Annotated in this window: 25 protein-coding genes; 17 read left to right on the forward strand and 8 right to left on the reverse strand. The window is 59.2% G+C overall.

Annotation, left to right across the window (positions count from 1 at the left end):
* Nucleotides 1-5 precede the first annotated feature (5 nt).
* Nucleotides 6-1,232: a Tm-1-like ATP-binding domain-containing protein gene (locus tag GOW04_RS16675; protein ID WP_171233314.1), complete on the forward strand. Its 1,227-nt coding sequence runs from the start codon at nt 6-8 to the stop codon at nt 1,230-1,232.
* A gap of 57 nt (nt 1,233-1,289) precedes the next feature.
* Here the strand turns inward: GOW04_RS16675 and GOW04_RS16680 are convergent, their stop codons facing one another.
* Nucleotides 1,290-1,565: a hypothetical protein gene (locus tag GOW04_RS16680; RefSeq protein WP_171233315.1), complete on the reverse strand. Its 276-nt coding sequence runs from the start codon at nt 1,563-1,565 to the stop codon at nt 1,290-1,292.
* Nucleotides 1,566-1,672: 107 nt separating this feature from the next.
* Between GOW04_RS16680 and GOW04_RS16685 the strand changes: the two genes are divergently transcribed.
* From GOW04_RS16685 to GOW04_RS16745, 13 genes are all read left to right on the forward strand, one after another.
* Nucleotides 1,673-2,473 carry a transporter substrate-binding domain-containing protein gene (locus tag GOW04_RS16685; RefSeq protein WP_152460594.1) on the forward strand — a complete coding sequence of 267 codons (801 nt, stop codon included), beginning with the start codon at nt 1,673-1,675 and terminating at the stop codon, nt 2,471-2,473.
* A gap of 70 nt (nt 2,474-2,543) precedes the next feature.
* On the forward strand, nt 2,544-3,206 hold the full coding sequence (locus GOW04_RS16690; protein ID WP_171233316.1) for an amino acid ABC transporter permease: 663 nt from the start codon (nt 2,544-2,546) through the stop codon (nt 3,204-3,206).
* 11 nt (nt 3,207-3,217) lie between these two features.
* Nucleotides 3,218-3,880, forward strand: coding sequence for an amino acid ABC transporter permease (locus GOW04_RS16695; RefSeq protein WP_171233317.1), 663 nt, complete (start codon nt 3,218-3,220; stop codon nt 3,878-3,880).
* A complete protein-coding gene (locus GOW04_RS16700) occupies nt 3,877-4,599 on the forward strand; it encodes an amino acid ABC transporter ATP-binding protein (RefSeq protein ID WP_152460597.1) in 723 nt (240 codons plus the stop codon). Before GOW04_RS16695 ends, GOW04_RS16700 begins: the two co-directional genes overlap by 4 nt.
* A 39-nt stretch (nt 4,600-4,638) precedes the next feature.
* Entirely contained in the window at nt 4,639-5,598 is a 960-nt protein-coding gene (locus GOW04_RS16705; RefSeq protein ID WP_171118193.1) for a dihydrodipicolinate synthase family protein, read from the forward strand.
* Nucleotides 5,589-6,521 carry a proline racemase family protein gene (locus GOW04_RS16710; protein WP_152460599.1) on the forward strand — a complete coding sequence of 311 codons (933 nt, stop codon included), beginning with the start codon at nt 5,589-5,591 and terminating at the stop codon, nt 6,519-6,521. The genes GOW04_RS16705 and GOW04_RS16710 overlap by 10 nt, the downstream gene beginning before the upstream one ends.
* A gap of 66 nt (nt 6,522-6,587) precedes the next feature.
* Nucleotides 6,588-7,838 (forward strand): FAD-binding oxidoreductase, encoded by a 1,251-nt coding sequence (locus GOW04_RS16715; protein ID WP_171233318.1) that lies wholly within the window; start codon nt 6,588-6,590, stop codon nt 7,836-7,838.
* A gap of 15 nt (nt 7,839-7,853) precedes the next feature.
* The gene (locus tag GOW04_RS16720) at nt 7,854-8,957 is read left to right on the forward strand and encodes a cis-3-hydroxy-L-proline dehydratase (RefSeq protein WP_171233319.1); all 1,104 of its coding nucleotides are present in this window, start codon (nt 7,854-7,856) and stop codon (nt 8,955-8,957) included.
* Between the two features lie 7 nt (nt 8,958-8,964).
* On the forward strand, nt 8,965-9,990 hold the full coding sequence (locus GOW04_RS16725) for a proline racemase family protein (RefSeq protein WP_171233320.1): 1,026 nt from the start codon (nt 8,965-8,967) through the stop codon (nt 9,988-9,990).
* A 190-nt stretch (nt 9,991-10,180) separates the two neighbouring features.
* Nucleotides 10,181-10,861, forward strand: coding sequence for a GntR family transcriptional regulator (locus GOW04_RS16730; protein ID WP_171233321.1), 681 nt, complete (start codon nt 10,181-10,183; stop codon nt 10,859-10,861).
* A 72-nt stretch (nt 10,862-10,933) separates the two neighbouring features.
* The gene (locus GOW04_RS16735) at nt 10,934-12,448 is read left to right on the forward strand and encodes an aldehyde dehydrogenase (NADP(+)) (protein ID WP_171233322.1); all 1,515 of its coding nucleotides are present in this window, start codon (nt 10,934-10,936) and stop codon (nt 12,446-12,448) included.
* A gap of 84 nt (nt 12,449-12,532) precedes the next feature.
* Nucleotides 12,533-12,775 carry a hypothetical protein gene (locus GOW04_RS22290; RefSeq protein WP_171233323.1) on the forward strand — a complete coding sequence of 81 codons (243 nt, stop codon included), beginning with the start codon at nt 12,533-12,535 and terminating at the stop codon, nt 12,773-12,775.
* A 5-nt stretch (nt 12,776-12,780) separates the two neighbouring features.
* Nucleotides 12,781-14,298 carry a malonyl-CoA synthase gene (locus GOW04_RS16745; RefSeq protein ID WP_171233324.1) on the forward strand — a complete coding sequence of 506 codons (1,518 nt, stop codon included), beginning with the start codon at nt 12,781-12,783 and terminating at the stop codon, nt 14,296-14,298.
* Nucleotides 14,299-14,382: 84 nt separating this feature from the next.
* Here GOW04_RS16745 and katG read toward each other — a convergent pair whose 3' ends face one another.
* On the reverse strand, nt 14,383-16,563 hold the full coding sequence (gene katG / locus GOW04_RS16750) for a catalase/peroxidase HPI (protein ID WP_171233325.1): 2,181 nt from the start codon (nt 16,561-16,563) through the stop codon (nt 14,383-14,385).
* A gap of 107 nt (nt 16,564-16,670) precedes the next feature.
* On the opposite strand from katG, the gene GOW04_RS16755 reads away from it, so the two are divergent.
* The gene (locus GOW04_RS16755; protein ID WP_171233326.1) at nt 16,671-17,603 is read left to right on the forward strand and encodes a hydrogen peroxide-inducible genes activator; all 933 of its coding nucleotides are present in this window, start codon (nt 16,671-16,673) and stop codon (nt 17,601-17,603) included.
* Between the two features lie 51 nt (nt 17,604-17,654).
* Here GOW04_RS16755 and GOW04_RS16760 read toward each other — a convergent pair whose 3' ends face one another.
* Complete coding sequence (locus GOW04_RS16760) at nt 17,655-18,236, reverse strand: carboxymuconolactone decarboxylase family protein (protein WP_171233327.1); 582 nt, start codon at nt 18,234-18,236, stop codon at nt 17,655-17,657.
* Nucleotides 18,237-18,390: 154 nt separating this feature from the next.
* On the opposite strand from GOW04_RS16760, the gene GOW04_RS16765 reads away from it, so the two are divergent.
* A complete protein-coding gene (locus GOW04_RS16765; protein ID WP_171233328.1) occupies nt 18,391-19,494 on the forward strand; it encodes a hypothetical protein in 1,104 nt (367 codons plus the stop codon).
* A gap of 3 nt (nt 19,495-19,497) precedes the next feature.
* Here GOW04_RS16765 and GOW04_RS16770 read toward each other — a convergent pair whose 3' ends face one another.
* Genes GOW04_RS16770 through GOW04_RS16785 form a run of 4 tightly spaced genes read right to left on the reverse strand, consistent with a single transcriptional unit; the run spans nt 19,498 to nt 22,408 of the window.
* A complete protein-coding gene (locus tag GOW04_RS16770; RefSeq protein WP_171233329.1) occupies nt 19,498-20,547 on the reverse strand; it encodes an aromatic ring-hydroxylating dioxygenase subunit alpha in 1,050 nt (349 codons plus the stop codon).
* Nucleotides 20,548-20,552: 5 nt separating this feature from the next.
* Complete coding sequence (locus tag GOW04_RS16775) at nt 20,553-20,888, reverse strand: carboxymuconolactone decarboxylase family protein (RefSeq protein ID WP_171233330.1); 336 nt, start codon at nt 20,886-20,888, stop codon at nt 20,553-20,555.
* An 11-nt stretch (nt 20,889-20,899) separates the two neighbouring features.
* On the reverse strand, nt 20,900-21,658 hold the full coding sequence (locus GOW04_RS16780) for an amino acid ABC transporter permease (protein WP_171118222.1): 759 nt from the start codon (nt 21,656-21,658) through the stop codon (nt 20,900-20,902).
* 9 nt (nt 21,659-21,667) lie between these two features.
* Nucleotides 21,668-22,408: an amino acid ABC transporter ATP-binding protein gene (locus GOW04_RS16785; RefSeq protein ID WP_171118224.1), complete on the reverse strand. Its 741-nt coding sequence runs from the start codon at nt 22,406-22,408 to the stop codon at nt 21,668-21,670.
* A 121-nt stretch (nt 22,409-22,529) separates the two neighbouring features.
* On the opposite strand from GOW04_RS16785, the gene GOW04_RS16790 reads away from it, so the two are divergent.
* The gene (locus tag GOW04_RS16790; RefSeq protein ID WP_170345137.1) at nt 22,530-23,300 is read left to right on the forward strand and encodes a transporter substrate-binding domain-containing protein; all 771 of its coding nucleotides are present in this window, start codon (nt 22,530-22,532) and stop codon (nt 23,298-23,300) included.
* Between the two features lie 54 nt (nt 23,301-23,354).
* Here GOW04_RS16790 and GOW04_RS16795 read toward each other — a convergent pair whose 3' ends face one another.
* Nucleotides 23,355-23,963 carry a helix-turn-helix domain-containing protein gene (locus tag GOW04_RS16795; protein WP_171233331.1) on the reverse strand — a complete coding sequence of 203 codons (609 nt, stop codon included), beginning with the start codon at nt 23,961-23,963 and terminating at the stop codon, nt 23,355-23,357.
* Nucleotides 23,964-24,036 lie beyond the last annotated feature (73 nt).

Here is a 24,036-nt window from a genome sequence, read left to right on the forward strand (position 1 = left end):
CACCAATGGCCCAAAAGACAATCCTGCTGATTGGTACGTATGATACCAAAGAGCCCGAAATGCGGTTCATCGAAAAGGCGGTCAGAGCGCAGGGCGCTGACGTGCTGACCATGGATGTATCGGTTCTGGGTGATGCGTCCGAACCGACGGATATCTCGAAACACGACGTTGCCGCTGCCGGTGGCATGACAATAGAACAGGTCATCGCGCAAGGAGACGAGAACAAAGCCTTTCGCGTGATGTCCGCAGGGGCCGCAAAAGTTGTTGCGCGGGCCTATTCAGAAGGTCGATTTGACGGGATGCTGGCCACGGGCGGGACCATGGGTACAGACCTTGCGCTGGATTGTGCACAGGCTTTGCCGATGGGCGTTCCCAAATATATCGTGTCAACGGTCAGCTTCTCGCCTCTGATCCCTCCGCACCGGTTGGCGCCGGATGTTCAGATGATCCTGTGGGCCGGCGGCCTGTATGGCATGAATTCGATCTGCAAATCGTCGCTCAGCCAGGCTGCCGGGGCCGTCGTGGGCGCAGCCAGGGCAGCGACCGCACCCGATCGCAGCAAACCTCTGATCGGGATGACCAGCCTTGGTTCGTCCTGCCTGCGCTACATGAAAATTCTGAAACCGGCACTGGAAGACCGCGGGTTTGAAGTGGCGGTGTTCCACTCCACCGGCATGGGCGGCATGGCCTATGAAAAACTGGCGGGCGAAGGCGCGTTTGCCTGCGTGATGGACTTCTGCATGCAGGAATTCGGCAACCTGATGGCGGGTTCCGTTGTCTCCAGCGGCGATGACCGGGTCACCAATGCCGGGCGCGTAGGAACGCCCCAGATGGTGGCGCCCGGTGCGCTGGATCTATTGGATTTTGCGGGTTGGCAGGACATCCCCGAACAATATGCCGATCGCCCGTTCCACGAACACAACCGCCTGATCAAAAGCTCGGTCTTCAACGGCGCCGAACGGCGCGCCTGGATTCGGGAACTCGCCAACCGGCTGGAAGCCGCAACCGGGCCGGTGCATTTCTTTTTGCCCGTTCAGGGCGTCGAGGCCTGGGACAGGGAAGGCGAAGAGGCGCATGATCCAGAGGCTCTGGCAGAAATGGTGGACGAGGCGCGCAAGGTCATGCCCGGCCGGGTGCCGATGACCGAGCTGGATGTTCACATCAACGACGCGGCTTTCTGCGAAGCTGTTCTGTCGCGATTTGACACGTGGGTGGAAACCGGCGTCATCTGAACAGACTGAACGCCATTGGCAGCATCGGGAAAGGGAAAAACAACCCTGCGCGTTGTCTTACAGCGAATGGGGGCACCTGTCCGGGTTGTGCAGGTCGGTTCCGTGACCCTCGGGCACCCAGTCCTCAGGCGGACGGTTCCAGAACGTGTTGGGGTTTTCTACGTCCATCCCGGCCCGTTGCAAGCTGCGCAACGCGGACCGGATCAGAATGACCGGTCCTTCATTGGATGTTGCGCCAAAAGCGTCTCCACAACGTTTTGAACGATTGGATGATCGGCTTGCCCCCCCAAGACGATCAATCAGCGAAGGGCGTTTCTTGAACAATTGATCCATCCTGTAGCCGGGTACGGGCCCGTTTCTGTTGCCGGTGGAAATTTTTTATGGATGTTGGATCCAATATCCTTTATTCGTGATCGCATCTTTGATTCAGGGAGGATCACATGCTCAAGAAACTCGTCGCTTTGGCGGCCTTCACCACTTTCACAACAGGTCCTGCGATGGCGGACACGCTCGACGATGTCGTGGATCGCGGGACTCTTCGCTGCGGCGTTGTTCTGGACTTTCCGCCGATCGGGTATCGCGACGCCAACAACGAACCGGCGGGTTTTGACGTGGATTACTGCAATGATCTGGCCGCAGCGCTTGAAGTTGAGGCGGAAATCCTGCCTTTGACCTGGGCCGAACGCCTGCCGGTCATCGTGACCGGGCGCGCCGACGTCGTGTTCGGCGCAACCTCGGACAGCCTTGAACGGGCGCGGACCGTGGGCTTCAGCATTCCCTATGCAATCTACTATGCGCAGGGCGTCGTGAACGCGGACAGCGGGATCGAAACCTTCGAAGACATCCGCGGCAAACGCGTCGCCGCCGCGATTGGCACCGTGCCAGAACAGGAATGGCTGAAGATTGCCGCCGAATGGGGTGAGGAAGGCAATTATCAGGGCTATCAGTCGGAAAACGAGGTGTTTCTGGCGGTCGCGCAGGGCAAGGCCGATATCGGCATCACCACCAACACCGCCGTTCTGCCGATCACCCAGCAGTATGAAACCGTGGTGGCCGGCCCCCGTATGCCCTGGACCACCGACTACACCTCGGTCGTGGGCAAACGACAGGACGTCACCTGGCTGAATTTCCTGAACCTGTTTGTCACGCATCAGGTGCGTTCGGGCCGGTATCAGGAACTGTGGGGCAAATATGTCGGAGGCGAAGCACCCGAGCTGCGCATCCCCGGCGTGATGTACTGATTTCACCCCCCAAGTGCTCTTTCGTCTGGTTTCGGCCGGGCGAAAGAGCCGGTCAATTCGGAAAAAACCTGTGTTCGATTACAACTTCCACTGGCGCCCGGTCATGAAAAGCCTGCCGGACTTGCTTGAGGCATCGCTGCTGACCTTGCAAGTCGCGGTTCTGGCGATGATCCTTGGCATCCTCATCGGCCTGTGTCTTGCGCTGACGCGGTTGCACCTGAAGGGGCCGCTGTACTGGTTCGCCTCGGCCTGGGTCGAACTGGCCCGAAACACGCCCGCCCTGTTTCAGCTGTTCTTTTTCGGCTTCGGGCTTGGCGCATTCGGCCTGCACCTGTCGCCTTATTTCATCGTGCTGGCGGGTTTGACCTTCAATTGCGTCGGCTATCTGGCCGAAAACTTTCGCGGCGGTTTCCAGGCCGTCCCCGAGACGCAGTTGCGGGCCTCTCGTTCCCTGGGCATGACCGCGTGGCAGGCTTACACACGCGTGGTGATCCCGCAGGTGTTTCGCATCGTCTATCACCCGATCACCAATCAGATGGTCTGGGCCGTGCTCATGTCCTCGCTGGGCATGCTGGTCGGCTTCCGGGAACTGTCAGGTGAAACGCAGTTCTTTGCCTCGCGCACCTTCCGCATCTTCGAATACTTCGCCGTCACCGCGATCATCTACTACGTGATCGTCAAAATCATTCTCGGAGCCTCACGCCTGCTGGCGACCCGGCTCTTTCGCTACTGAAGGACGCTCGGATGGAACCCACTGTCAGCTTTTTCAGCGGCTTCACCATCAATGATCTGTGGTTTCTGGGCGAAGCTGCCCTGCGGACACTCTGGATTTCGGTTCTGTCGATATCCATCGGAACACTTCTTGGCGTGGTATGCGGGTGGATCCTGTACGAAGGCAAGTTGCTTGCAACCCTGACACTGGCCCCGTTTCTGGATGTTTTCCGTTCCGTCCCGCTGATCATCCAACTGGTGCTGTTCTACAACTTTGCGCCCATTGTCGGGCTCAATCTGGACCCGTTCGCCTCGGGCGTGGTGATCCTGTCGATCTACACGGCCGCCTTGGTTGCGAATGTCGCACGCGGCGGGATCGAGGCCGTCGGTGCGCCGATGCGCCGTGCCTCGCGCAGTCTGGGCATGACCTATTGGCAGGATCTGCGCTATGTCGTCTTCCCGATTGGCGGGCGCGCGGTGTTCCCGGCCTGGGTCGGTGTCGCATTGGGAGTGATGAAGGACAGCGCGTTGGTTTCGGTGCTGGGCTATGTCGAACTGCTTAAGGCCAGTCAGATCCTGATCACCCGGACGCAGGAACCTTTCCTGATCCTGACAATCGCGGGCGCGTTCTATTTCGCGCTCAGCTATCCGATTTCGCGCTATTCCGCGTCTCTTGAAAAAAGGTGGGCCCAATGATCGAAATTCGCGACCTGCACAAGTATTTCGGCGCGCTGCATGTGCTGAAGGGCATCGATCTGGATGTGCAGAAAGGAGAGGTCCTGTCGGTGATCGGCGCATCGGGCTCCGGCAAATCGACCCTGCTGTATTGCATCAACGGGCTGGAACCGATCCAGCAAGGCTCGGTCAGGGTGGATGGCACTGATGTTCATGCCAAGGGCACCGACATCAACAAGCTGCGCACAAAGCTGGGAATGGTGTTTCAGCAATGGAACAGCTTTCCCCACCTGACCGCATTGGAAAACGTCGCGCTGGCCCCCAAGATCGTCAAGGGACTGTCAAAATCAGAAGCCCGCGACATCGCCGCCCGCCAACTGACCCATGTTGGCCTGGGCGAAAAGCTGGGCGTCTACCCATCTGCCCTTTCGGGTGGCCAGCAACAGCGTCTGGCCATCGCCCGCGCGCTGGCGATGGAGCCGGAATACATGCTGTTTGATGAGGCGACGTCAGCGTTGGATCCCGAACTGGTGGGCGAGGTTCTCGACACGATGCGCCTTTTGGCCGAAGAAGGGATGACCATGATCTGTGTCACGCACGAGATGGGTTTCGCACGCGATGTGTCGGACCGGGTTGCTTTCTTCCATCAGGGCGTGATGGAAGAGATCGGTCCGCCCGGGCAGATATTCGGTGATGCGCAATCCGAACACACCCGTAAATTCCTGGCCAACGTGCGCTGAGTGCACTGGCCCCCTGAAACAACGAGGAAGATCACCTTCATGTCCAAGAATATCTTTACCGGCACCATGCCAGCCCTGATGACCCCGTGCAAAGCCGACCGGACCCCGGATTTCGATGCCCTGGTGAAAAAGGGCAAGGAAATGATCGAGGCCGGCATGTCGGCCGTGGTGTATTGCGGCTCGATGGGCGACTGGCCGTTGCTGTCGGATGCCGAACGCATGCAAGGTGTCGAACGCCTGATCGACGCCGGCCTTCCTGTCGTCGTCGGCACCGGTGCGATAAACTCGAAATCTGCCGTGGCGCTAGCTGCACATGCGCAAAAGGTCGGCGCGGCAGGGCTTATGGTCATCCCACGTGTGCTGTCGCGCGGATCGTCCATCCCGGCACAGCGCAACCACTTCAAGGCGATACTGTCAGCCGCGCCGGATATCCCGGCCATCATATACAACAGCCCCGTCTACGGCTTCGCCACCCGCGCTGATTTGTTCCTGGAATTGCGTGCAGATCATCCGAACCTTGTCGGGTTCAAGGAATTCGGAGGCAAAGGCGACCTGCGCTACGCCGCGGAACACATCACCTCGAAAGATGATCAGGTCACGCTGATGGTGGGCGTGGACACCGAGGTTTATCATGGCTTCGTCAACTGCGGCGCCACGGGTTCGATTACCGGTATCGGCACCGCCCTGCCCAAAGAGGCACTGCTGCTGGCCGCCCTGTGCCAGAAAGCGGCGGCGGGCCATGCCGAAGCGCGCCTGCGCGCGCGCGAGCTTGAAGAAGCCTTTGGCGTGCTGGCCAGCTTTGACGAAGGCACCGATCTGGTGCTGTACTACAAGCACCTGCTGGTCCTGAACGGTGAAGAGGAATACCGCTTGCACTTCAACGAAACCGACGAGCTGACGGATGCCCAGCGCAATTATTGCGAACAGCAATACAAACTGTTCCGCACCTGGTTTGCCGACTGGTCCAGCCAGGGCGGGGTCATCGCTGAATGCATGTGATCGACAGCCATACCGGAGGCATGCCCACGCGGGTCATCCTGAACGGCGGCCCCGATCTGGGGTCGGGCCCGCTGGCCGAGCGCGCGCAACGCCTGGCCACCGAGCACAAGGATTTCTACAAATCGGTCCTTCTGGAACCACGCGGTCAACCCGGCATGGTCGGGGCGCTTCTGGTGGCCCCGGAAACGTCTGGCTGCGAAACCGGCGTGATCTATTTCGATGCCGACGCCGTTCTGGGCATGTGCGGTCATGGCACCATCGGCCTTGGGGTCACTCTGGCCCATCTGGGCCGGATCGGTCCGGGGACGCACAGGGTCGAAACGCCGGCCGGCGTCATCTCGGTTGACCTGTTGGACGCCAATACGGTGCGCGTCACCAATATCGAAAGCCGCCGGGTCAGGGCTTCGGTGTCGGTAGACGTCGAAGGCCATGGAAAAGTGACAGGCGATCTGGCCTATGGTGGCAACTGGTTCTTCATTGTCGATCCCAGCCCGATGGACGTGACGCCCGGCAACATCCGTGCCCTCACCGATCTGACCATTGCAATTCGCAAAGCCTGCATCGACCAGAACGTGCGTGGCGAAAACGGGGAACCGGTGGACCACGTGATCTTGCAGGACAAATCCCCGGACAACGACGTTCACAGCAGGAATTTCGTCCTGTGCCCGGACGATCAATATGACCGATCCCCGTGCGGGACCGGCAGTTCTGCGCGTCTGGCCTGTCTGGCCGCGGATGGGGTTCTGGTTCCGGGGCAAGAGATCGTGCAGGAAAGCGTGATCGGCAGCTCTTACCGGCTGAGCTTTCAGCCCGGTCCCAATGGCGGCATCATTCCGACCCTGACCGGGCAGGCGCATATCATGGCCGAAGGCAGATTGATTTTCGCGCAAAACGATCCGTTCCGCGGTGGGATCCTTCTTTGACAAAATTTTCGGGGACTGGCGCAATCCAGCCCCCGGAACCAAGCCACAGTTTGAGAAGATCTGGCCATGCTGCAAGACAACCCGACGGATATCGTTGTGATCGGTGCCGGTATCATCGGCATCAGCACCGCACTTGAATTGCAAAAACGCGGCCGGCGCGTGCTGGTGCTGGATCGCGAAGGCGTAGGAGCCGGCGCCTCGAAGGGCAATGCCGGAGCCTTTGCCTTTACCGACATCGTGCCATTGGCCACCCCCGGGATCATGCGTAAAGCTCCGAAATGGCTGTTTGATCCGCTGGGTCCGCTTTCAATTCCTCCCTCCTACGCTTTGAACATCGCGCCGTGGATGCTGCGGTTCTGGCGGGCCAGTTGGCAGGATCGCTATGCTGCGGCCTTGTCTGCGCAGGCTGCTTTGATGGATCACAGCCGCGCGGCGCTGGAACGCCAGATCGCGGATGTCGACGGCGAAGCGCTGATGCAACGCGACGGCCAGTTGCAGGTGTTCGAGGGTGAAGCAGAATTCCGCGCCAGTCTGCCCACATGGGACAGGCGCAAGGATCACGGCATCCCCTTTGACCTGCTGGACAGCCCCGACGCGATTGCGGAAATCCAGCCCGGGCTTGACAGACGATTTACCCATGCGGGTTTTACGCCCACCTGGATGAACACGGTCGATCCGGCCAGCTGGACAAGACATTTGGCCACCCGGTTCACCGCCCGTGGCGGTCAGGTTGAAATCGCGACAATCAGCGCGCTCACACCCATGGATGCGGGCGTTCGCCTGACGACTTCGATCGGTGAAATTGATGCAAGACAGGTGATCGTGGCTGCCGGGGCGTGGTCTCATCACCTGGCGCAAACCCTGGGCGATCGCATCCCTCTGGAAACCGAGCGCGGGTACAACACGACCCTGCCCCAAGGGGCCTTTGATCTGCGCACCCATCTGACATTCGGTGGCCACGGTTTTGTGGTGACGCGGATCAACGGCGGTGTGCGCATCGGTGGCGCGGTCGAGTTGGGCGGGCTGAAGCTGCCGCCCAATTACAAACGCGCCGACGCGCTTCTGGCAAAGGCCGGGCGCTTCATGCCTGGCCTGAATTTGGAAGGCGGCACGCAATGGATGGGCTTCCGGCCGTCGCTGCCCGACAGTTTGCCGCTGATCGACCGTTCGGCGCGTGCACCACAGGTGTTTTACGCCTTCGGACATGGCCATCTGGGTTTGACGCAATCCGCAGGCACGGCGGAACTGGTCGCGGATCTGGTCACGGACACCAAGCCGGCGCTCGACATGAAGCCTTACGCATCCACACGCTTCTGATCAGGAGAACACCTCATGAAAATCACTGCACTGAACGTATATCAGGTGGATCTGCCGCTGAAGGAAGGCCGCTACAACTGGTCCAATGGCAACTATGTCGAAGTCTTCGACAGCACCGTTCTCGAGATCATCACGGATGAAGGTCTCAAGGGGTATGCCGAATGCTGCCCGCTGGGATCGGCTTATCTTCCGTCCTTTGCCCTGGGCGTCAGGGCCGGGCTGGCGGAATTGTCGCCACATCTGATCGGGCAGGATCCGCTGAAAATCGGCCAGATCAATCGCACCATGGATGCCGCCCTGCGTGGCCACCCTTATGCCAAGGCGCCTGTTGATATCGCCTGCTGGGATCTGCTGGGCAAGGCGACCGGGCAACCCCTTTACACCCTGTTGGGCGGCGACGCGCAACAGGACGTGGTGCTGTATCGCGCGATCAGCCAGGAAGCACCGGACATCATGGCGCAAAAGATCGAAGGTTATGCGGCCGAAGGCTATACGAAGTTTCAACTGAAAGTGGGCGGCGACGCCAATGACGACATCGACCGCATTCACGCCACCCGCGCGGTTCTGAAAAAGACCGACCTGCTGGTGGCGGATGCCAACACTGGCTGGACCCGGCACGAGGCCGCGCGTGTCGTAGGCGCCATCGCGGGCATGGATGTCTATGTGGAACAACCCTGTTTGACTTATGAGGAATGCGTGTCGATCCGCCGGCGCACCGCGCTGCCCTTCGTGATGGATGAGGTCATCGACACGCCCAACACATTGGTCCGCGGCATTGCCGACGACGCCATGGACGTGATCAACCTGAAAATCTCAAAGGTAGGAGGTTTGAGCAAGGCAAGGCTGATGCGCGATCTTTGCGTCGCACATGGTATCCCGATGACCATCGAAGACACCTGGGGGGGCGATATCACCACCGCCGCCATCGCTCATTTGGCGCGGTCGACACCGTCCGAGTTCACGTTCTCGGCCACCGATTTCAATTCCTATGGTACCGTGGACATCGCCGAGGGCGCGCCAAAGCGAGTCAATGGCCGGATGACCGCAGCAGATCGCCCCGGTCTGGGCGTCACACCGATCTTCGACGCGCTGGGTGCCCCCGTCGCGCAATATAGCTGAGGTAAACATGCGCAGCAGCAAAACCGTACATGTGATCTCGGCCCATGCCGAAGGTGAGGTTGGGGATGTCATCGTCGGGGGTGTCGCCCCACCGCCGGGCGACAGTCTCTGGGAACAGCGAAGCTTCATTGCGCGGGACCAGACCCTGCGCAACTTTGTTCTGAACGAACCACGCGGCGGTGTGTTCCGGCATGTCAACCTTCTGGTTCCGCCAAAACACCCCGAGGCGGACGCCGCCTGGATCATCATGGAACCCGAAGACACGCCGCCCATGTCGGGGTCCAACTCGATCTGTGTCTCAACCGTGTTGCTGGATGGCGGGATCATTCCAATGCACGAGCCGGAAACCCATATGTTGCTCGAGGCACCGGGCGGGCTGGTCCGGGTACGTGCGGAATGCCGCGATGGCAAGGCACAACGCATCTTTGTCCAGAACCTGCCCAGTTTCGCCGACAAGCTGTCCGTCCCGCTCGAGGTATCCGGACTGGGCACGATAACGGTAGACACCGCTTATGGCGGCGACAGTTTCGTGGTCGTCGATGCGCAGGCGCTTGGGTTCGCAATCGTCGACCACGAGGCCCGCGACATTGCCCGGCTGGGGGTTAAGATCACAAACGCCGCCAATGAGCAGCTTGGATTCTCGCATCCCGAGAACCCGGACTGGGATCATATATCGTTCTGCGCCTTTTGCGGCCCGTTGAATGAAACGGAAACCGGCCTGAGCGGCAAGTCCGCCGTGGCGATCCAGCCGGGTAAGGTCGACCGTTCGCCGACGGGCACCGCTGTATCCGCGCGCATGGCGCTGATGGCGGCCAAGGGGGTGATGAAACCCGGCCAGACCTTCGAGGCTGTCTCGATCATCGGATCGCGATTCACCGGGCGGATCATTGACACTGCGCAGGTCGGTGGCCGCGCGGCGATCGTTCCTGAAATCAGCGGTCGCGGTTGGATCACCGGAATTCATCAGCACATGTTGGACCCTGACGATCCATGGCCCAGTGGATATCGCCTGTCTGACACCTGGGGCGTTTGATGTCAGCAGGCACGGTTTTCGAAAACGGAAAAGTCTGAAGATACGCGGCCTCGTTGCGGTTTCATCATCAGATTCAGGCCTTTTTTCAAATCTCGGGCAGGGGTTGAACATGGGTCGAAATCCAAGTTCGGCTTGGAAAAGTCCGTGATTGCGGGTAATTGTATCCAAAAACCGTGGCGGGATATTGGAAATGGCAGGAAAACGCGCGATCACGAAACAAAGCCTACCGGACGTCATCGCAAATGATCTGCGTGAACGTATCCTCAGCGGCGAACTCGCCGAGGGTGAGACGATCCGGCAGGAAGCACTGGCCGAGGAATATGATGTCTCTCGCATGCCGATCCGCGAGGCGCTGAAGCGCCTGAATGCCGAAGGTCTGGTGCAATGGGCCAACAATCGCGGCGGCTCGGTGACCAAGCATTCCCTCGACGAAATCGGTGAAATTTTCGATCTTCGCATCCTGATCGAAGTCGATCTGTTCCGCCGAGCCATCCCGAATATGGACCCAGGGGAATTTGCGCGTTGCGACGAAATCCTCAAGCAGATGGAAGCGTCGTATGATGAAAATGACGTCGGCAAGTGGGGGATATTGAACTATCAGTATCACTCGGCGCTTTATGCGGCGTCACAGCGGAAGCTGACCAACGAATTGCTGGACCGCGTCAACCTGCAATCGGATCGCTATGTCAGGATGCATCTGAGCGTGATGAAACAGCGCGAACCCGCAAAAAAGGAGCATCGTGATCTGTTGCGGCTGGCCCGGGAAGGCAATGTGGACAAAGCCTGCGAGGTTTTGGCCCAGCATATTCGCCGGACCAAGGAACAGCTTCTGGAAATGATCGCCTCGAAGCGCGGGACAGACGAACCCTAGGGCGGTCTTGCATGTCCTGTCATTTTGGATACATTATCCATTAATCTGGACATCCCGAAACACGAGGCCCAAATGACCTTTACTCCGCATGGCAAGCATCTGATCGCCGGCAACTGGCTTGCTGGTGACGACTTCTTTGCATCACAACCCGCACATGGGCCATCGCATGACTTTTCGAAAGGTCGGATTTCAGACGTCGACGCCGCTGCGCAGGCCGCGGAAGAGGCGTTTTGGAGTTATGGCTATTCCACTCGGGAAGAACGCGCCGCCTTTCTGAACGCCATTGCCGACGAGATCGAAGCGCGCGCCGATGCAATCACCGAGATTGGCACTCAGGAAACCAGCCTGCCCGAGGCTCGGCTGCAAGGTGAGCGGGGCCGCACGTCGGGGCAGCTGAGGCTGTTCGCAACGCATATCCTCAGCGGCGATTATCTGGACCGGCGCCACGACAGCGCGCTGCCGGACCGTGCACCCCTGCCCCGGCCCGATCTGAAAATGATCCAGCGCCCGATCGGCCCGGTCGCGGTGTTCGGCGCATCAAATTTCCCGCTGGCATTTTCCACCGCCGGGGGGGACACCGCCGCCGCACTGGCTGCCGGCTGCCCGGTTGTCGTCAAAGGCCACGGCGCCCATCCGGGCACCGGCGAAATCATCGCCGAAGCCATCCTTGCGGCCATCCGCCGTTGCAACATTCATCCCGGCGTTTTCAGTCTGATCCAAGACGGCGGACCGGCTGTGGGTTCAGCCTTGGTGCAGCACCCTCTGATCAAGGCGGTCGGGTTCACCGGATCGCTTGCGGGCGGTCGCGCCCTGTTCGACCTGTGCGCCGCGCGCCCCGAACCGATTCCGTTTTTTGGCGAGCTTGGATCGGTCAATCCCATGTTCATTTTGGATGCGGCACTGGCAAACCGGGGTGAAGATATCGCCAAAGGCTGGGCCGGCTCGCTTACGATGGGCGCTGGTCAGTTCTGCACCAACCCGGGCGTCGTCGTGATGCCAGCAGGTGAAGCAACGGACCGTTTCGCCGAGATCGCGCAGGCCGCATTGACCGAAGTTCCGGCGCAGACCATGCTGACCGACGGCATCGCCAAAGCCTATCGCAACGGTCAGGCCCGTGTTGCTGAAACCGCTGGCGTTCACGAGGTTCTGGCTTCGACATGCGATCAGCGCAATGCGACCCCTTTCCTTTACCGAACAAGCGCCGCAACCTGGCTGGCCAACACATCCCTCGCGGAAGAGGTGTTCGGCCCACTGGGCATCATCGTGACTGCCGAGACACCCGACGAAATGCACAACGTCGCGCGCGGATTGCACGGGCAGCTGACCTGCACCCTGCATATGGACGAGGCCGACATGGGCATGGCGCAGTCCCTGTTGCCGATCCTTGAACGCAAAGCCGGGCGCGTGTTGGCCAATGGCTTCCCCACAGGGGTCGAGGTATGTGACAGCATGGTCCATGGCGGCCCCTACCCGGCTTCGACCAATTTCGGTGCCACATCCGTGGGCACATTGTCGATCCGACGTTTCTTGCGTCCTGTCTGCTATCAGAATCTGCCGGATGCATTGCTGCCGGAACACTTCTCATAGGGAAATCAGTCGACACCCACCGATACTCTGAAAGCACGTTGCACAGCAGGGTGTCGGCGGTTGCAACTGCGTCGTGTCAGGGGAATGAAGCACACACCCCTGGATCCAATTGCACAGTTTCATTTGGGTAACAGTGCTTTTGTTCATTCGGTTCACGGCAACGCAATCCCGGCCCCATCCGTTGGCACTTTGGTGAACTACCTGTATGAAATGACCCGTGTTGCCCAGCACCACAACCAATTCGCCACGACCCATGAGATGATCGCCCCATTCGAGATCAATTTCCTCGCTGCATCCACCTCTCTTTTCATATCTCAAGAAAGGTAAACCTGATGGCTAACCCTCTGTATGATGGCCTGTTCGGCATCCACGCCGGCAAAGGCACACCTTTTTTGCAGCTGCTGGACGGGACAACGATCTCTCACCAGGATTTCCTCGGCAAAGCGGCGCAGATTGCGCATGTGGCCACGCAGCTGGGCCTGAACCCCGGTGACCGCGTTGCGGCGCAGGTTGAAAAAAACCCCGAGGCGCTGGCGCTTTATGCTGCCTGCGCCCAGGCCGGACTGGTGTTCCTGCCGCTGAACACCGCCTACACGGTCGATGAATTGACCTATTTCATCGAAAACAGCGGGGCCTCGCTGATTATCTGCGACACCGAAAGAGAAGGAAAACTCACCCCTGTCGGCGCTCAGCTGGGCGCCCGGGTAGAGACGCTGAACGCGGATGGCACCGGGTCTCTGACAGATTTGGCCGCGACCATGCCGACACGTTTCGAAACCGTCGCCCGCGATGGCGAGGATCTGGCAGCATTCCTTTACACGTCGGGAACCACAGGCCGGTCCAAGGGCGCCATGCTGACCCAGAACAATCTGCTGTCGAACGCACGGACACTGGTCAAGGAATGGCGCTTCACCTCGCAGGATGTGCTGCTGCATGCCCTGCCGATCTTTCACACGCACGGGCTGTTCGTCGCGACCAATATCATGCTGGCCGCAGGTGGATGCATGATCTGGCTGCCCAAATTCGATCTGGACCAGATCATCGACAAATTGCCCTGTGCCACGTCGATGATGGGCGTCCCAACCTTCTATACGCGCCTGTTGGACGACCCGCGTTTTACCAGGGAACTGGCCACCCATATGCGCCTGTTCGTTTCCGGGTCGGCACCGCTGCGGGCGGAAACCCATGTGCAGTTCGAAGAACGAACGGGTCATCGCATCCTTGAACGCTATGGCATGACTGAAACCAACATGAACACGTCAAACCCATATGACGGCGAGCGGCGCGCCGGAACGGTCGGGCACCCACTGCCCGGGGTCGAACTGAAGATCTGTGATTCAGACGGCAATACCCTGCCTGCGGGCGAGATCGGCATAATTGAAGTGCGCGGGCCCAACGTCTTCAAAGGGTATTGGCAGATGCCTGAAAAAACCGCTGCCGAACTGCGCGACAACGGCTTTTTTATCACCGGTGATCTGGGCCGCATCGACGAGGATGGGTACGTCCATATCGTTGGTCGCAACAAGGATCTGATCATTTCGGGCGGCTACAACATCTACCCAAAAGAGATCGAGATGGTTCTCGATGATCAACCCGGTGTTCTGGAAAGCGCCGTGATCGGCGTGCCACATCCCGATTTCGGTGAAACGGTTGTTGGTGTCATCGTGGCAGAGCCCGGCCAGACCCCTGATCCGGTGGCGATAACGGGCGCGGTCCGCGAAGGTCTGGCCCGGTTCAAGCATCCGCGCAAGCTGATCGTTCTGGATGAGCTGCCCCGCAACACGATGGGCAAGGTTCAAAAGAACATTCTGCGTGACCGATACAAAGATCTCTTCAGATTGTGTGAGTGAGTCTCGGCAAAGCGGGGATCAGCGGATGCAGCCCCCTGAAAAGAAAATCAGGCGAGGGTGTCCCCGCCTGATTTATTACATGATTCAGGCAACCAGATCGAACCGGTCGTTGTTCATGATCTTGGTCCATGCCGCCACAAAGTCGCGCACGAACTTCTCGGCATTGTCGTCCTGAGCGTAGACCTCAGCGTAGCTGCGCAGGATCGAGTTCGATCCGAAGACCAGATCAGCGCTGGTTGCGGTGAACTTGACCTCACCCGAGGCGCGGTCGCGCAGTTCATAGGTGCCTCCGTCAACCGGATGCCAGCTCAGCGACATATCCGTCAGGTTGACGAAAAAGTCGGTTGTCAGCTGGCCCACCCGGTCGGTGAAGACGCCATGCGGCGATCCGCCATGGTTGGCACCCAACACACGCAGACCACCGACCAGAACGGTCATCTCGGCCGCGGTCAGACCCAGCAGTTGCGCGCGATCCAGCATCATCGCCTCTGGCGACACTGCGTATTCCTTCAGCTGCCAGTTGCGGAATCCGTCCGCCAGCGGCTCAAGTACCGAGAAGCTGTCCACATCGGTCTGCTCGATCGACGCGTCGCCGCGACCGGCCGAGAACGGAACCGCCACGTCAAAGCCTGCGGCCTTGATCGCCTGCTCCAGGCCGACATTGCCCGCCAGAACGATCACGTCGGCAACCGAGGCGCCGGTTTCGGCCGCGATCGGCTCCAGCACACCCAGCACTTTCGCCAGACGTTCGGGTTCGTTGCCCGCCCAGTCCTTTTGCGGCGCCAGTCGGATGCGCGCCCCATTTGCGCCGCCACGCTTGTCCGAACCGCGGAAGGTTCGGGCACTGTCCCAGGCGGTGGTGATCATCTCGGCGATGGTCAGGCCACTGTCTGCGATCTTGGCCTTTACGGCACCTATGTCGTAATCTGTCGAACCGGCCGGGATCGGATCCTGCCAGATCAGATCTTCCGACGGCACGTCCGGGCCATAATAGTTGACGCGCGGACCCATGTCGCGGTGAGTCAACTTGAACCAGGCACGTGCAAATGTATCGGCAAAATAGTCCGGATCCGCCATGAATTTCTGACAGATCGCGTTGTAGGTCGGGTCGACCTTCATCGCCATATCCGCATCGGTCATCATCGGCATGCGACGAACAGAGGGGTCGGTCGGGTCAACCGGCCTTTCGTCTTCGGGCATGTCGACGGGCTGCCACTGATGGGCACCGGCGGGTGATTTGCCCAGTTCCCACTCGTAGCCGAACAGATAGTCGAAATAGCCCATGTCAAATTTCAACGGCTCTTTCGTCCACGCCCCTTCGATCCCCGAGGTAAAGGCGTTGGCCGCTTTGCCGTTCTGATCAGGGTTTTCCCATCCCAGCCCCTGGCTGGACACCGGGCAGGCTTCGGGCTCGGCGCCGATATTGTCGCCGGGCATCGCACCATGGGCTTTGCCGACGGTATGCCCCCCGCAGGTCAATGCCGCGGTCTCTTCGTCATTCATCGCCATACGCGCAAAGGTTTCACGGATATGCAGCGCAGTTTTGGCCGGATCCGGATTGCCGTTCACGCCTTCGGGGTTCACATAGATCAGGCCCATATGCACCGCACCCAGAGGGTTTTCCAGCGTGCGGGGGGTTTCCAGATCGCCATAGCGGTTCTCGGACGGGGCCAGCCACTGGTTTTCAGAACCCCAGTAAACATCTTTCTCGGGGCCCCAGATGTCTTCGCGACCAAAACCGAAACCAAAGGTCTTCAATCCCATGGATTCATAGGCCACCGTGCCCGACAGAACGATCAGATCAGCCCAGGACAGCGCGTTGCCGTATTTCTTTTTCACCGGCCACAGCAGACGGCGGGCTTTGTCCAGGCTTGCATTGTCCGGCCATGAATTCAGCGGCGCGAACCGGATATTGCCCGAACCGGCGCCACCTCGACCGTCCCCCAGACGGTAAGACCCGGCCGAGTGCCACGCCAGACGGATCATCAGCCCGCCATAGTGACCCCAGTCAGCCGGCCACCAGTCCTGGCTGTCGGTCAGCAACGCCTCGACATCGGCACGAACCGCCTTGAAGTCCAGCCCCTGGACCGCTTCTCGGTGATTGTAATCCGCATCCATCGGGTTGGTGCGCGTGTCGTGCTGGCTCAGAATGTCCAGGTTCAGCGCATCCGGCCACCACTTGGTGACGGAATTGCCCGTACCAGTATTGCCGCCATGCATGACAGGGCAGCCGCCGGATTGGTGATTGTGGGGGGTACCGTCCATTGTAAATCTCCTGAGTATTTACCTAGGGGTTCAGATAACTTGACTCGTACCCCACGGCTTCGATAATTGGAAATTTGTAATTACTATCGTTGTGATTAATTTTTCATATGAAAGCACTCACCCTCAAACACCTGCGCTATTTCGAGGCGCTCGCCACGCACGGCCACTTTGGCAAGGCCGCCGCGGCCAGTGCGATATCGCAGCCCGCGCTTTCCATACAAATCAAAGAGCTGGAGGCAATCATGGGGGGGCCGCTGGTCGAACGCGCGGCCCGGCAAACCCGCCTGACAGCACTTGGCGAAGACGTGCTGAAACATGGCCGCGAAATCCTGACCCGGGTCGAGGATTTGGGGAAATTGGTGCAATCTCCCTCGGGCCCCCTGTCCGGCCGCATCAGAATCGGGGTCATTCCCACGGTCGCACCCTATCTGCTGCCCTCGATCATCAAAGCTTTGTCGCGGCGTTTCCCACAACTGACCATCGAACCCAAGGAAACGATAACCAAGACGTTGATCGGTGAAATACTGGATTCGAAACTGGATTTCGGTGTCGTTGCCCTGCCCGTCTCGGAACCCAACCTCCGAGAGTTCTCGCTGTTCAACGAAGATTTTCTGCTGGTTCGCCCGGCGCAGGATGCCAACCTGCCGATGCCAAGTTCCTCGCAGCTGAGAACCATGCGCATGCTGTTGCTGGAAGAGGGGCATTGCTTCAGGGATCAGGCCCTGTCCTTCTGTTCGATCCGCAACATCGAACCGCAACACATAATGGAGGGCAGTTCGCTTTCCACACTGGTTCAGATGGTCGGCGCCGGCATCGGTGTGACCCTGATACCGGAAATGGCGGTCGGGCTGGAAACCCGATCCGCGGATGTGTCCATTGCCCGGTTTCAGGACACGCCGCCGACACGGACGATTGGCCTGATCTGGCGCAAGACCAACCCGCTCAGCGAAAACCTGTTGAAGATCGGCGCGATCATCCGCAAAACAGCCGAGGAAAACACGTGGGGCGTGAAACCGCCTCAGCCTGAAACAACAGGCTGACCCGCCCGAAACAATGTTCCTCGGCACGGGGTCCAGACCCGGCGCAACCCGTCAGTCGTCACCGGTGTAATAGCCGATCACATCATTCTCGGTCGTTGCACCCAACCCGTTCAGCAACCGGTTTGAATAGTTGAAATAGGCGCAGACCTGATTGACCTCCAGGATCTCGCCATCCTCACAGCCTACAATCTTGAGCGCTTCGAAGTCGGACTTGACCATTTTGCCAACATCCGTCGTCAGCTTGGCGGCATAGCGCAGCAGCGCCAGTTCCTTGCCCTCGAATTCATCCTCGGGCCGATGCGCCTTGAGCGCGACGAAGATCCGGTCACTGCGCGGCTGGTCCTTCAGCAGGTTGCGCACGTTCATGAAGTGATGGGTCAGTGAATAGGTGCAATCGTTCAGGATCGAGGTATAGCTGGCGACAACCTCGAGAAACCAGAATGGCAACTGGTTGTCGTCGGAATGCAGGACCGAACGGTACAGCGTCACATGCCCGTTCATCGTTTCGGGCCGCAATGAATGCACACGCATGACCGTGTCCACGGTGCCATGAGGGGTGCGGGCCTTGTCCAGCAGCTCTTTCAGGCGGCCCTCGGCCTTGTCGTCCGAGACCATCTCGATCCAAGCGCTCATTGCTGTGTCTCCTGTCTTGTTCGGGCTCAGCTTATGTACAAAGCCCACAGGCATGTCAGTTAATTTTTTTCTTAAGGTGAAATTTTTTCTGGATCACGGAAACGTGAAAGATGTAAAATACCAGCGCGGGGGATTTTGTTGAGGATCAACGCGAATGCACAGTCCAGAGCTTATGGCGGGTGCCGAAAACCTGTTGTTCAGATGCGGCGGCCTGACGGCGGGCGACCAGTTGCTTGTGGTCTGCGAAGATGCGGCCAACGGGTATTACGATGCCGATATCACCGAGGCTATCGTGGACTGCGCGCGACAGAACCGGATCAAGACCGCAGTTCAAACCCTCGCATTCGATCCCATGGGTTCATCGCTGCCAGCGGATCTGAAAACGGCGATGGAAGCGGCGGATCGCACCTTGTTTCTGTCCCGCTCCGGCGATCAGATTCGTTTCGACGCGGGAATGAGGGACGTTCGGCCCATCATGTCATATGCGCTGGACGCCGGAATGCTGGCCTCGGGTTTCGGGCGCGCCAACTACACCGGGTTCGTTGAATTGAAAAACGCGGTTAACCGGCTGCTGGCCAATGCCGGGCACATCCACGTAACCTGCCCATTGGGCACCGACTTCGCCGGCCCCGGCGCCGCCTTCCCCCCAGCAGGTGCCGCGGATGTCAGCGTGGCGCGTTTTCCGATGTCGGTCTTTGCCCCGGTTCCCGCGCAGGGGTTTTCCGGAGTACTGGTTCAGGACGGGTTTCTGGTTGGCACCGGTTCGAAATTCTACGAACCATACGGCTGTGACCTGCGCGAACCACTGACCATACGGTTCGAAAACAACCGCCTGACCGGCTTTGACGGCCATCCCATGGATGTGCATTGCGCGCAGATGCATTACGAAAAGGTCGGCAGGATGTTCGATCTTGACCCCCTGACCATGCATTCCTGGCACGCAGGCATCCACCCGGGCTGCGCCTACACGACCCCGGCCCGAAGCAATTTTGAACGTTGGAGCGGGTCGGCCTTTGGCAATCCACGCCTGCTGCACTTTCACACATGCGGGCATTATGCGCCGGGTGAGATTTCGCTGAACGTGCTGGACCCGACGATCCGCGTGGATGGTGTTTCGATCTGGGATGCCGGTGTTCTCCGGGCCGATCTGTTGCCCGGTGGGGCTGAAATTCTCGACCGGTATCCCTGCATCAAAGCGGTGTTCGACGCCCCGGCCCGACACGTGGGCCAAGGCGCGAACGGGCGCTTGTCGGCCTGATGATCAGCCGGCCTGCTGCGCGATCAGCTTTGCAACCCGTGCGCGGAACCGCATCGCGCCCGCGTCCAGCCCGAGGTTGATATAGCCGGTCTTGCGCCGCGCCATGCCGGTTTGAACGTGTTCCAGAACCTCTTTGTCCTCGTTGAAGGCCATGACCGCGCCTTCGAACATGCGCTGCGACATGGCTGTGTCATCCGCGTGCATGTTGCGGTGCTGGAACCAGAAATACCGCGATGTTTCCGCATCGACCGGTGTGATGAAGTTGTACGAAATATTGACAAAGGCATTGGGCGACATCGGCCGATCCGCCCCGCCTTCTCCGGCCGGAGTGTAAACGGACATGTTGATCGCAGTGGACGGCAGACGGCATTCGTAATGCTGCTTGCGGTCGCAGCTTGGCCCAAACGGCAGTATCGGCGCATAGTAGGGCGGCGCGGGTTCATCCGCGATCCAGCGCGAAACAATGACGCCGGTTTCGGTTTCTTCAAGATCCAGCGGGCGGTTGTCGGTTCCCGCCCCGGCAAACGAGGTCAGATGCACCCAGGCCACATGGCTTGGATCCAGCAGGTTGTCGATAATGTAAAGGTAATGGCACGCCATCTCCATCGCACCGGTCCGGGTCTTGCCCCAGGACGGGTTGTCGAAATTGGGGATGTCGATGATATCGTCTATGCTGGCTTTGTCCGGGTCCCCCATCCACAGCCAAAGAAACCCCCAGCGGTCTTCGGCCGGGTATGCATGCACGGCGGCGCGGCGCGGAGGATTGTCCAGCTGTGTCGGGGCGCTGACACATTCACCGCCGCAGCCGAATGTCAGACCGTGATAGCCGCAAACCACATGATCCCCTTCGATCGTGCCCCGAGATAGCGGCAGCTTTCTATGCGGGCAAGCGTCCTCCAACGCGATCGCTTTGCCCGCTGTGTCACGGTAGATCACGATCTCTTCGTCCAGCATTCGTACGGCGCTCAGGCTGCGGCCAAAATCCTCGGACCGTCCGGCGACGTACCAGCTGTTGCGAATAAACCCCTCTGCTCCGGCCAGATCAGGACGCATGTTTCTTACTCCGAAAACTCGTCAAAAGCCTTGAGCGCCTTGGCGCTGTAGGCATAAGACGGCCCGCCGCCCATATAGGTGGCCATGGCCAACGCCTCGCACATCTGAGCGCGGGTGGCGCCCAGCCGAACCAGCGCACGCACGTGGAATCCGATGCAACTGTCGCAGCGGGTCGCGATCGCAATGCCGAGCGCCATGAACTCTTTGGTTTTCTCGCTCAGCGCCCCGTCAGTCTTGGCCGCGTTGCCCATGATGCCAAAGCCGCGCACGGTTTCAGGCACTTCTTTCGAGAGGGTTCCGATATTGGCCTCGGTCTCGGCCATGAAATCTTTCCAGTTCATTTCTTCACTCCTTATCCGCGCTCATCCGCGCCCATGCGACGCTCCAGCCAGCGCACCCCGGCCGAGATGATCAAAACCAGGATCAGGTATTCGAAAATCAGCAGGGTATAGATTTCCAGCGGGCGGTATTCCGTCACCACCAGTTCATTCGCGCGGCGGGTCAGTTCCTGCATCCCGATGACGCTGGCAAAGGCGCTCATCTTGACGATGTAGATGAACTGGTTTGCCAAAGGCGGCAGAATGCGCCGGATCGCCTGCGGCAGGATCACATAGCGCATGGTCTGCACATAGTTCAGCCCGATGGTCTGCGCTGCCTCGCGCTGTCCACGCGCAATGGATTGAATGCCTGCGCGATAGATCTCGGCCGTAAAGGCGCTGTCTGAAATCGCCAACGTTATGATCGCCCCCCAGAAGGGATCGATGGGGATGTTCAGACCCATCGACTGAAACACGATGGGCAAGCCGTAAAACACCCAGAACAGCATCGGCAACAGGGGAATGGCGCGGATGAACTCCACGTAAACCCGGTTCACAACCCGCCAGCCACGTTTTTCGGACAATCCCGGCAGGGCGACCAGCAATCCGATGACGATCGACAGAACGGCGGCGATCAGGGAAATCTGGATCGTCGCGCCCATCCCCGAGATCAGGAATTTCACATTGGTCCAACCCGAGGCCGTCGTCGGATCGATAACGTACCAGCCCCAGGTCTGCGACGACGAACAGCCTGCCAGAAGAAGCAGAGGCAAAATGAGAAGAAGTTTTTTCATCGGCCCCTCTCAGTGTTGCAGGATCTGGGACAGGAATTTGCGACACCGATCGGACTGAGGATTGGTGAAGAAATGTTCGGGCTTGCCTTCTTCGACGATTTCACCGGCATCCATGAAGATCATCTTGTCGGCCACCTTTCGGGCAAACCCCATCTCATGCGTGACAACCACCATGGTCATCCCCTCATTGGCCAACTCGACCATCACGTCCAACACTTCCGAGATCATCTCGGGGTCCAGTGCCGAAGTCGGCTCGTCAAACAGCAGCACACGTGGCTCCATGCACAGCGACCGGGCGATGGCGACGCGTTGCTGCTGACCACCCGACAAATGAATGGGCTTTTTGTCGGCCTGATCTGGAATGTGCACCCGGTCCAAATAGTGGCGCGCTTTTTCCTCTGCCTCTTTGCGGCCGAGACCGCGCGCCTTGATCGGGCCCAAAGTCAGGTTTTCCAATACGGTCAGATGCGGGAACAGGTTGAACTGCTGGAACACCATTCCAACCTCGGACCGGATCCTGGCCACGGATTTCTCGTCATCCGTCAACTCGATCCCATCTACGCGGATGGTGCCTTTCTGATGTTTTTCCAACTGGTTGATACATCGCACAACGGTGGATTTTCCTGACCCGGAAGGCCCGCAAATCACCACCTTTTCGCCGCTGTTGACCGTCAGATTGATGTCCTTGAGAACGTGAAACGTGTCGAACCACTTGTTCACGCCCACAAGTTCGATTGCGGCGTCTGGCATAAGATGAACTGCCCCTGTTTTAGTCCCAGTATAATATTTTCTTGAGGTTATCTTTCCCTTTGGGCTTAAATCAATGAAGAATACGGCCACAAGGTCGAAACGCCACCAACGGGAGAAACCGATGAACACTTTTTGGAAAGCTGCGGCAGCCGCTGCGCTTGGACTTGTCTTGTCAGGCGCTGCGCAGGCGCAATCTGCACTGAACGAGGTGCTAGATTCCGGCGTGCTCAAGGTGGGCACCACGGGCGATTGGAATCCCATGTCGCTCCGCGACCCTGCAACCAACAGCTACAAAGGGTACGACATCGACATCATGAACGAGCTGGCCGCCGATCTGGGGGTTGAGGTCGAATATGTCCCCACCGACTGGAAAACACTGGTCAACGGTGTGGTGGCAGGCAAGTATCACCTGACCGGATCGGCATCGATTTCGCCGCCGCGCATGAAGGTCGCAGGTTTTTCCGACAGCTATATTTCGGTGGAACTCTTCCCCTATACGACCAAGGACAAGGCCGACAAGTTCGACGGTTATGACTCGATCAACCAGCCCGGAGTAAAAGTCGCGACCACCCTGGGCACAACATTCGAAAAGCGTGTCCGCGAATGGTTCCCGAACGCAGATATCAAGGTGGTCGAGGCCCCGGCCCGCGGTTTTCAGGAAGTAATCGCAGGACGCGCGGATGTCTTCATCACTTCGAACATCGAAGGCTCGACCCTCGAGGCGAAATTTCCGGTGGTACGCGTGAAGAACGCTGGCCCGCGTTCGCCGTCACCCATCGCGATGATCCTGCCACAGGCCGATCAGGTGTGGATCAACTATGTAAACAACTGGATCGAAGTCAAAAAGGCGCAAGGGTTCTTCGAGGAAAATCGCAAGAAATGGGGTCTCTGACTCTTCTCGGATCACCTTGATTCCCAAACGCCCGGCCCGGTCGCCGGGCGTTTTTCAATTGTCGCCCGACACGGCCTTGGCAACCACGGTGACAAAGCTGACCGTGTCAGTTTTCAACTCCAACGGCCCATGAGTGGCGTTTGAATCAAAACTCAGACTGTCGCCCGGCCGCATGTGATAAGCGGCTTTACCGCAGCCATAGACCATTTCGCCGGCGGTGACGTGGATGAATTCGACACCCTGATGTTGGTAAAGCGGGCGTTCGTCCAACGGACCTTCCAATGTAACGCTGAAACTCTCGAAACTGACATGTTTCGCTTCCGCCCGACCGATCAGCTTGTAACTGTGCCCGAAACCGGTGCCCAACCGTTGCACGGTTACACCTTCGCCCGCAGCCACAAATGATACATCCGTGCGTTCGACCGTGCCGGCAAAGAAGTTGATCAACGGAACGCCGATTCCGCCGGCCAGAGCCTCAAGCGTCGCCAGTGAGGCTGACACCTGACCGCGCTCGATCTTGGAAATCATCGCCGTGGACACGCCGGACCGCTGAGACAATTCGGCCAGAGTCAACCCGGCCAGCGCGCGATGCGTTTTCACCGCGGACCCGACAAGGTGATCCAGCGGCGGTTTTTCGGCGGAAAGCACAGGTGAATCTTCCATTTGCGAAGCCTATCGACACGTATGAAAAAGGCAAAAGAAATGTCACCGAACCAGTCGCACCAATTCGGCGGCA

This window comes from Ruegeria sp. HKCCA4812 (assembly GCF_013034245.1).
Lineage (GTDB): Bacteria > Pseudomonadota > Alphaproteobacteria > Rhodobacterales > Rhodobacteraceae > Ruegeria.

Bases quoted from the DNA above. Each gene is read 5' to 3' on its own strand.
- GOW04_RS16675 (WP_171233314.1), top strand. From the start codon at position 6: ATGGCCCAAAAGACAATCCTGCTGATTGGTACGTATGATACCAAAGAG.
- GOW04_RS16680 (WP_171233315.1), bottom strand. From the start codon at position 1,565: ATGGATCAATTGTTCAAGAAACGCCCTTCGCTGATTGATCGTCTTGGG.
- GOW04_RS16685 (WP_152460594.1), top strand. From the start codon at position 1,673: ATGCTCAAGAAACTCGTCGCTTTGGCGGCCTTCACCACTTTCACAACA.
- GOW04_RS16695 (WP_171233317.1), top strand. From the start codon at position 3,218: ATGGAACCCACTGTCAGCTTTTTCAGCGGCTTCACCATCAATGATCTG.
- GOW04_RS16700 (WP_152460597.1), top strand. From the start codon at position 3,877: ATGATCGAAATTCGCGACCTGCACAAGTATTTCGGCGCGCTGCATGTG.
- GOW04_RS16705 (WP_171118193.1), top strand. From the start codon at position 4,639: ATGTCCAAGAATATCTTTACCGGCACCATGCCAGCCCTGATGACCCCG.
- GOW04_RS16710 (WP_152460599.1), top strand. From the start codon at position 5,589: ATGCATGTGATCGACAGCCATACCGGAGGCATGCCCACGCGGGTCATC.
- GOW04_RS16715 (WP_171233318.1), top strand. From the start codon at position 6,588: ATGCTGCAAGACAACCCGACGGATATCGTTGTGATCGGTGCCGGTATC.
- GOW04_RS16720 (WP_171233319.1), top strand. From the start codon at position 7,854: ATGAAAATCACTGCACTGAACGTATATCAGGTGGATCTGCCGCTGAAG.
- GOW04_RS16725 (WP_171233320.1), top strand. From the start codon at position 8,965: ATGCGCAGCAGCAAAACCGTACATGTGATCTCGGCCCATGCCGAAGGT.
- GOW04_RS16730 (WP_171233321.1), top strand. From the start codon at position 10,181: ATGGCAGGAAAACGCGCGATCACGAAACAAAGCCTACCGGACGTCATC.
- GOW04_RS16735 (WP_171233322.1), top strand. From the start codon at position 10,934: ATGACCTTTACTCCGCATGGCAAGCATCTGATCGCCGGCAACTGGCTT.
- GOW04_RS22290 (WP_171233323.1), top strand. From the start codon at position 12,533: ATGAAGCACACACCCCTGGATCCAATTGCACAGTTTCATTTGGGTAAC.
- GOW04_RS16745 (WP_171233324.1), top strand. From the start codon at position 12,781: ATGGCTAACCCTCTGTATGATGGCCTGTTCGGCATCCACGCCGGCAAA.
- katG (WP_171233325.1), bottom strand. From the start codon at position 16,563: ATGGACGGTACCCCCCACAATCACCAATCCGGCGGCTGCCCTGTCATG.
- GOW04_RS16755 (WP_171233326.1), top strand. From the start codon at position 16,671: ATGAAAGCACTCACCCTCAAACACCTGCGCTATTTCGAGGCGCTCGCC.
- GOW04_RS16760 (WP_171233327.1), bottom strand. From the start codon at position 18,236: ATGAGCGCTTGGATCGAGATGGTCTCGGACGACAAGGCCGAGGGCCGC.
- GOW04_RS16765 (WP_171233328.1), top strand. From the start codon at position 18,391: ATGCACAGTCCAGAGCTTATGGCGGGTGCCGAAAACCTGTTGTTCAGA.
- GOW04_RS16770 (WP_171233329.1), bottom strand. From the start codon at position 20,547: ATGCGTCCTGATCTGGCCGGAGCAGAGGGGTTTATTCGCAACAGCTGG.
- GOW04_RS16775 (WP_171233330.1), bottom strand. From the start codon at position 20,888: ATGAACTGGAAAGATTTCATGGCCGAGACCGAGGCCAATATCGGAACC.
- GOW04_RS16780 (WP_171118222.1), bottom strand. From the start codon at position 21,658: ATGAAAAAACTTCTTCTCATTTTGCCTCTGCTTCTTCTGGCAGGCTGT.
- GOW04_RS16785 (WP_171118224.1), bottom strand. From the start codon at position 22,408: ATGCCAGACGCCGCAATCGAACTTGTGGGCGTGAACAAGTGGTTCGAC.
- GOW04_RS16790 (WP_170345137.1), top strand. From the start codon at position 22,530: ATGAACACTTTTTGGAAAGCTGCGGCAGCCGCTGCGCTTGGACTTGTC.
- GOW04_RS16795 (WP_171233331.1), bottom strand. From the start codon at position 23,963: ATGGAAGATTCACCTGTGCTTTCCGCCGAAAAACCGCCGCTGGATCAC.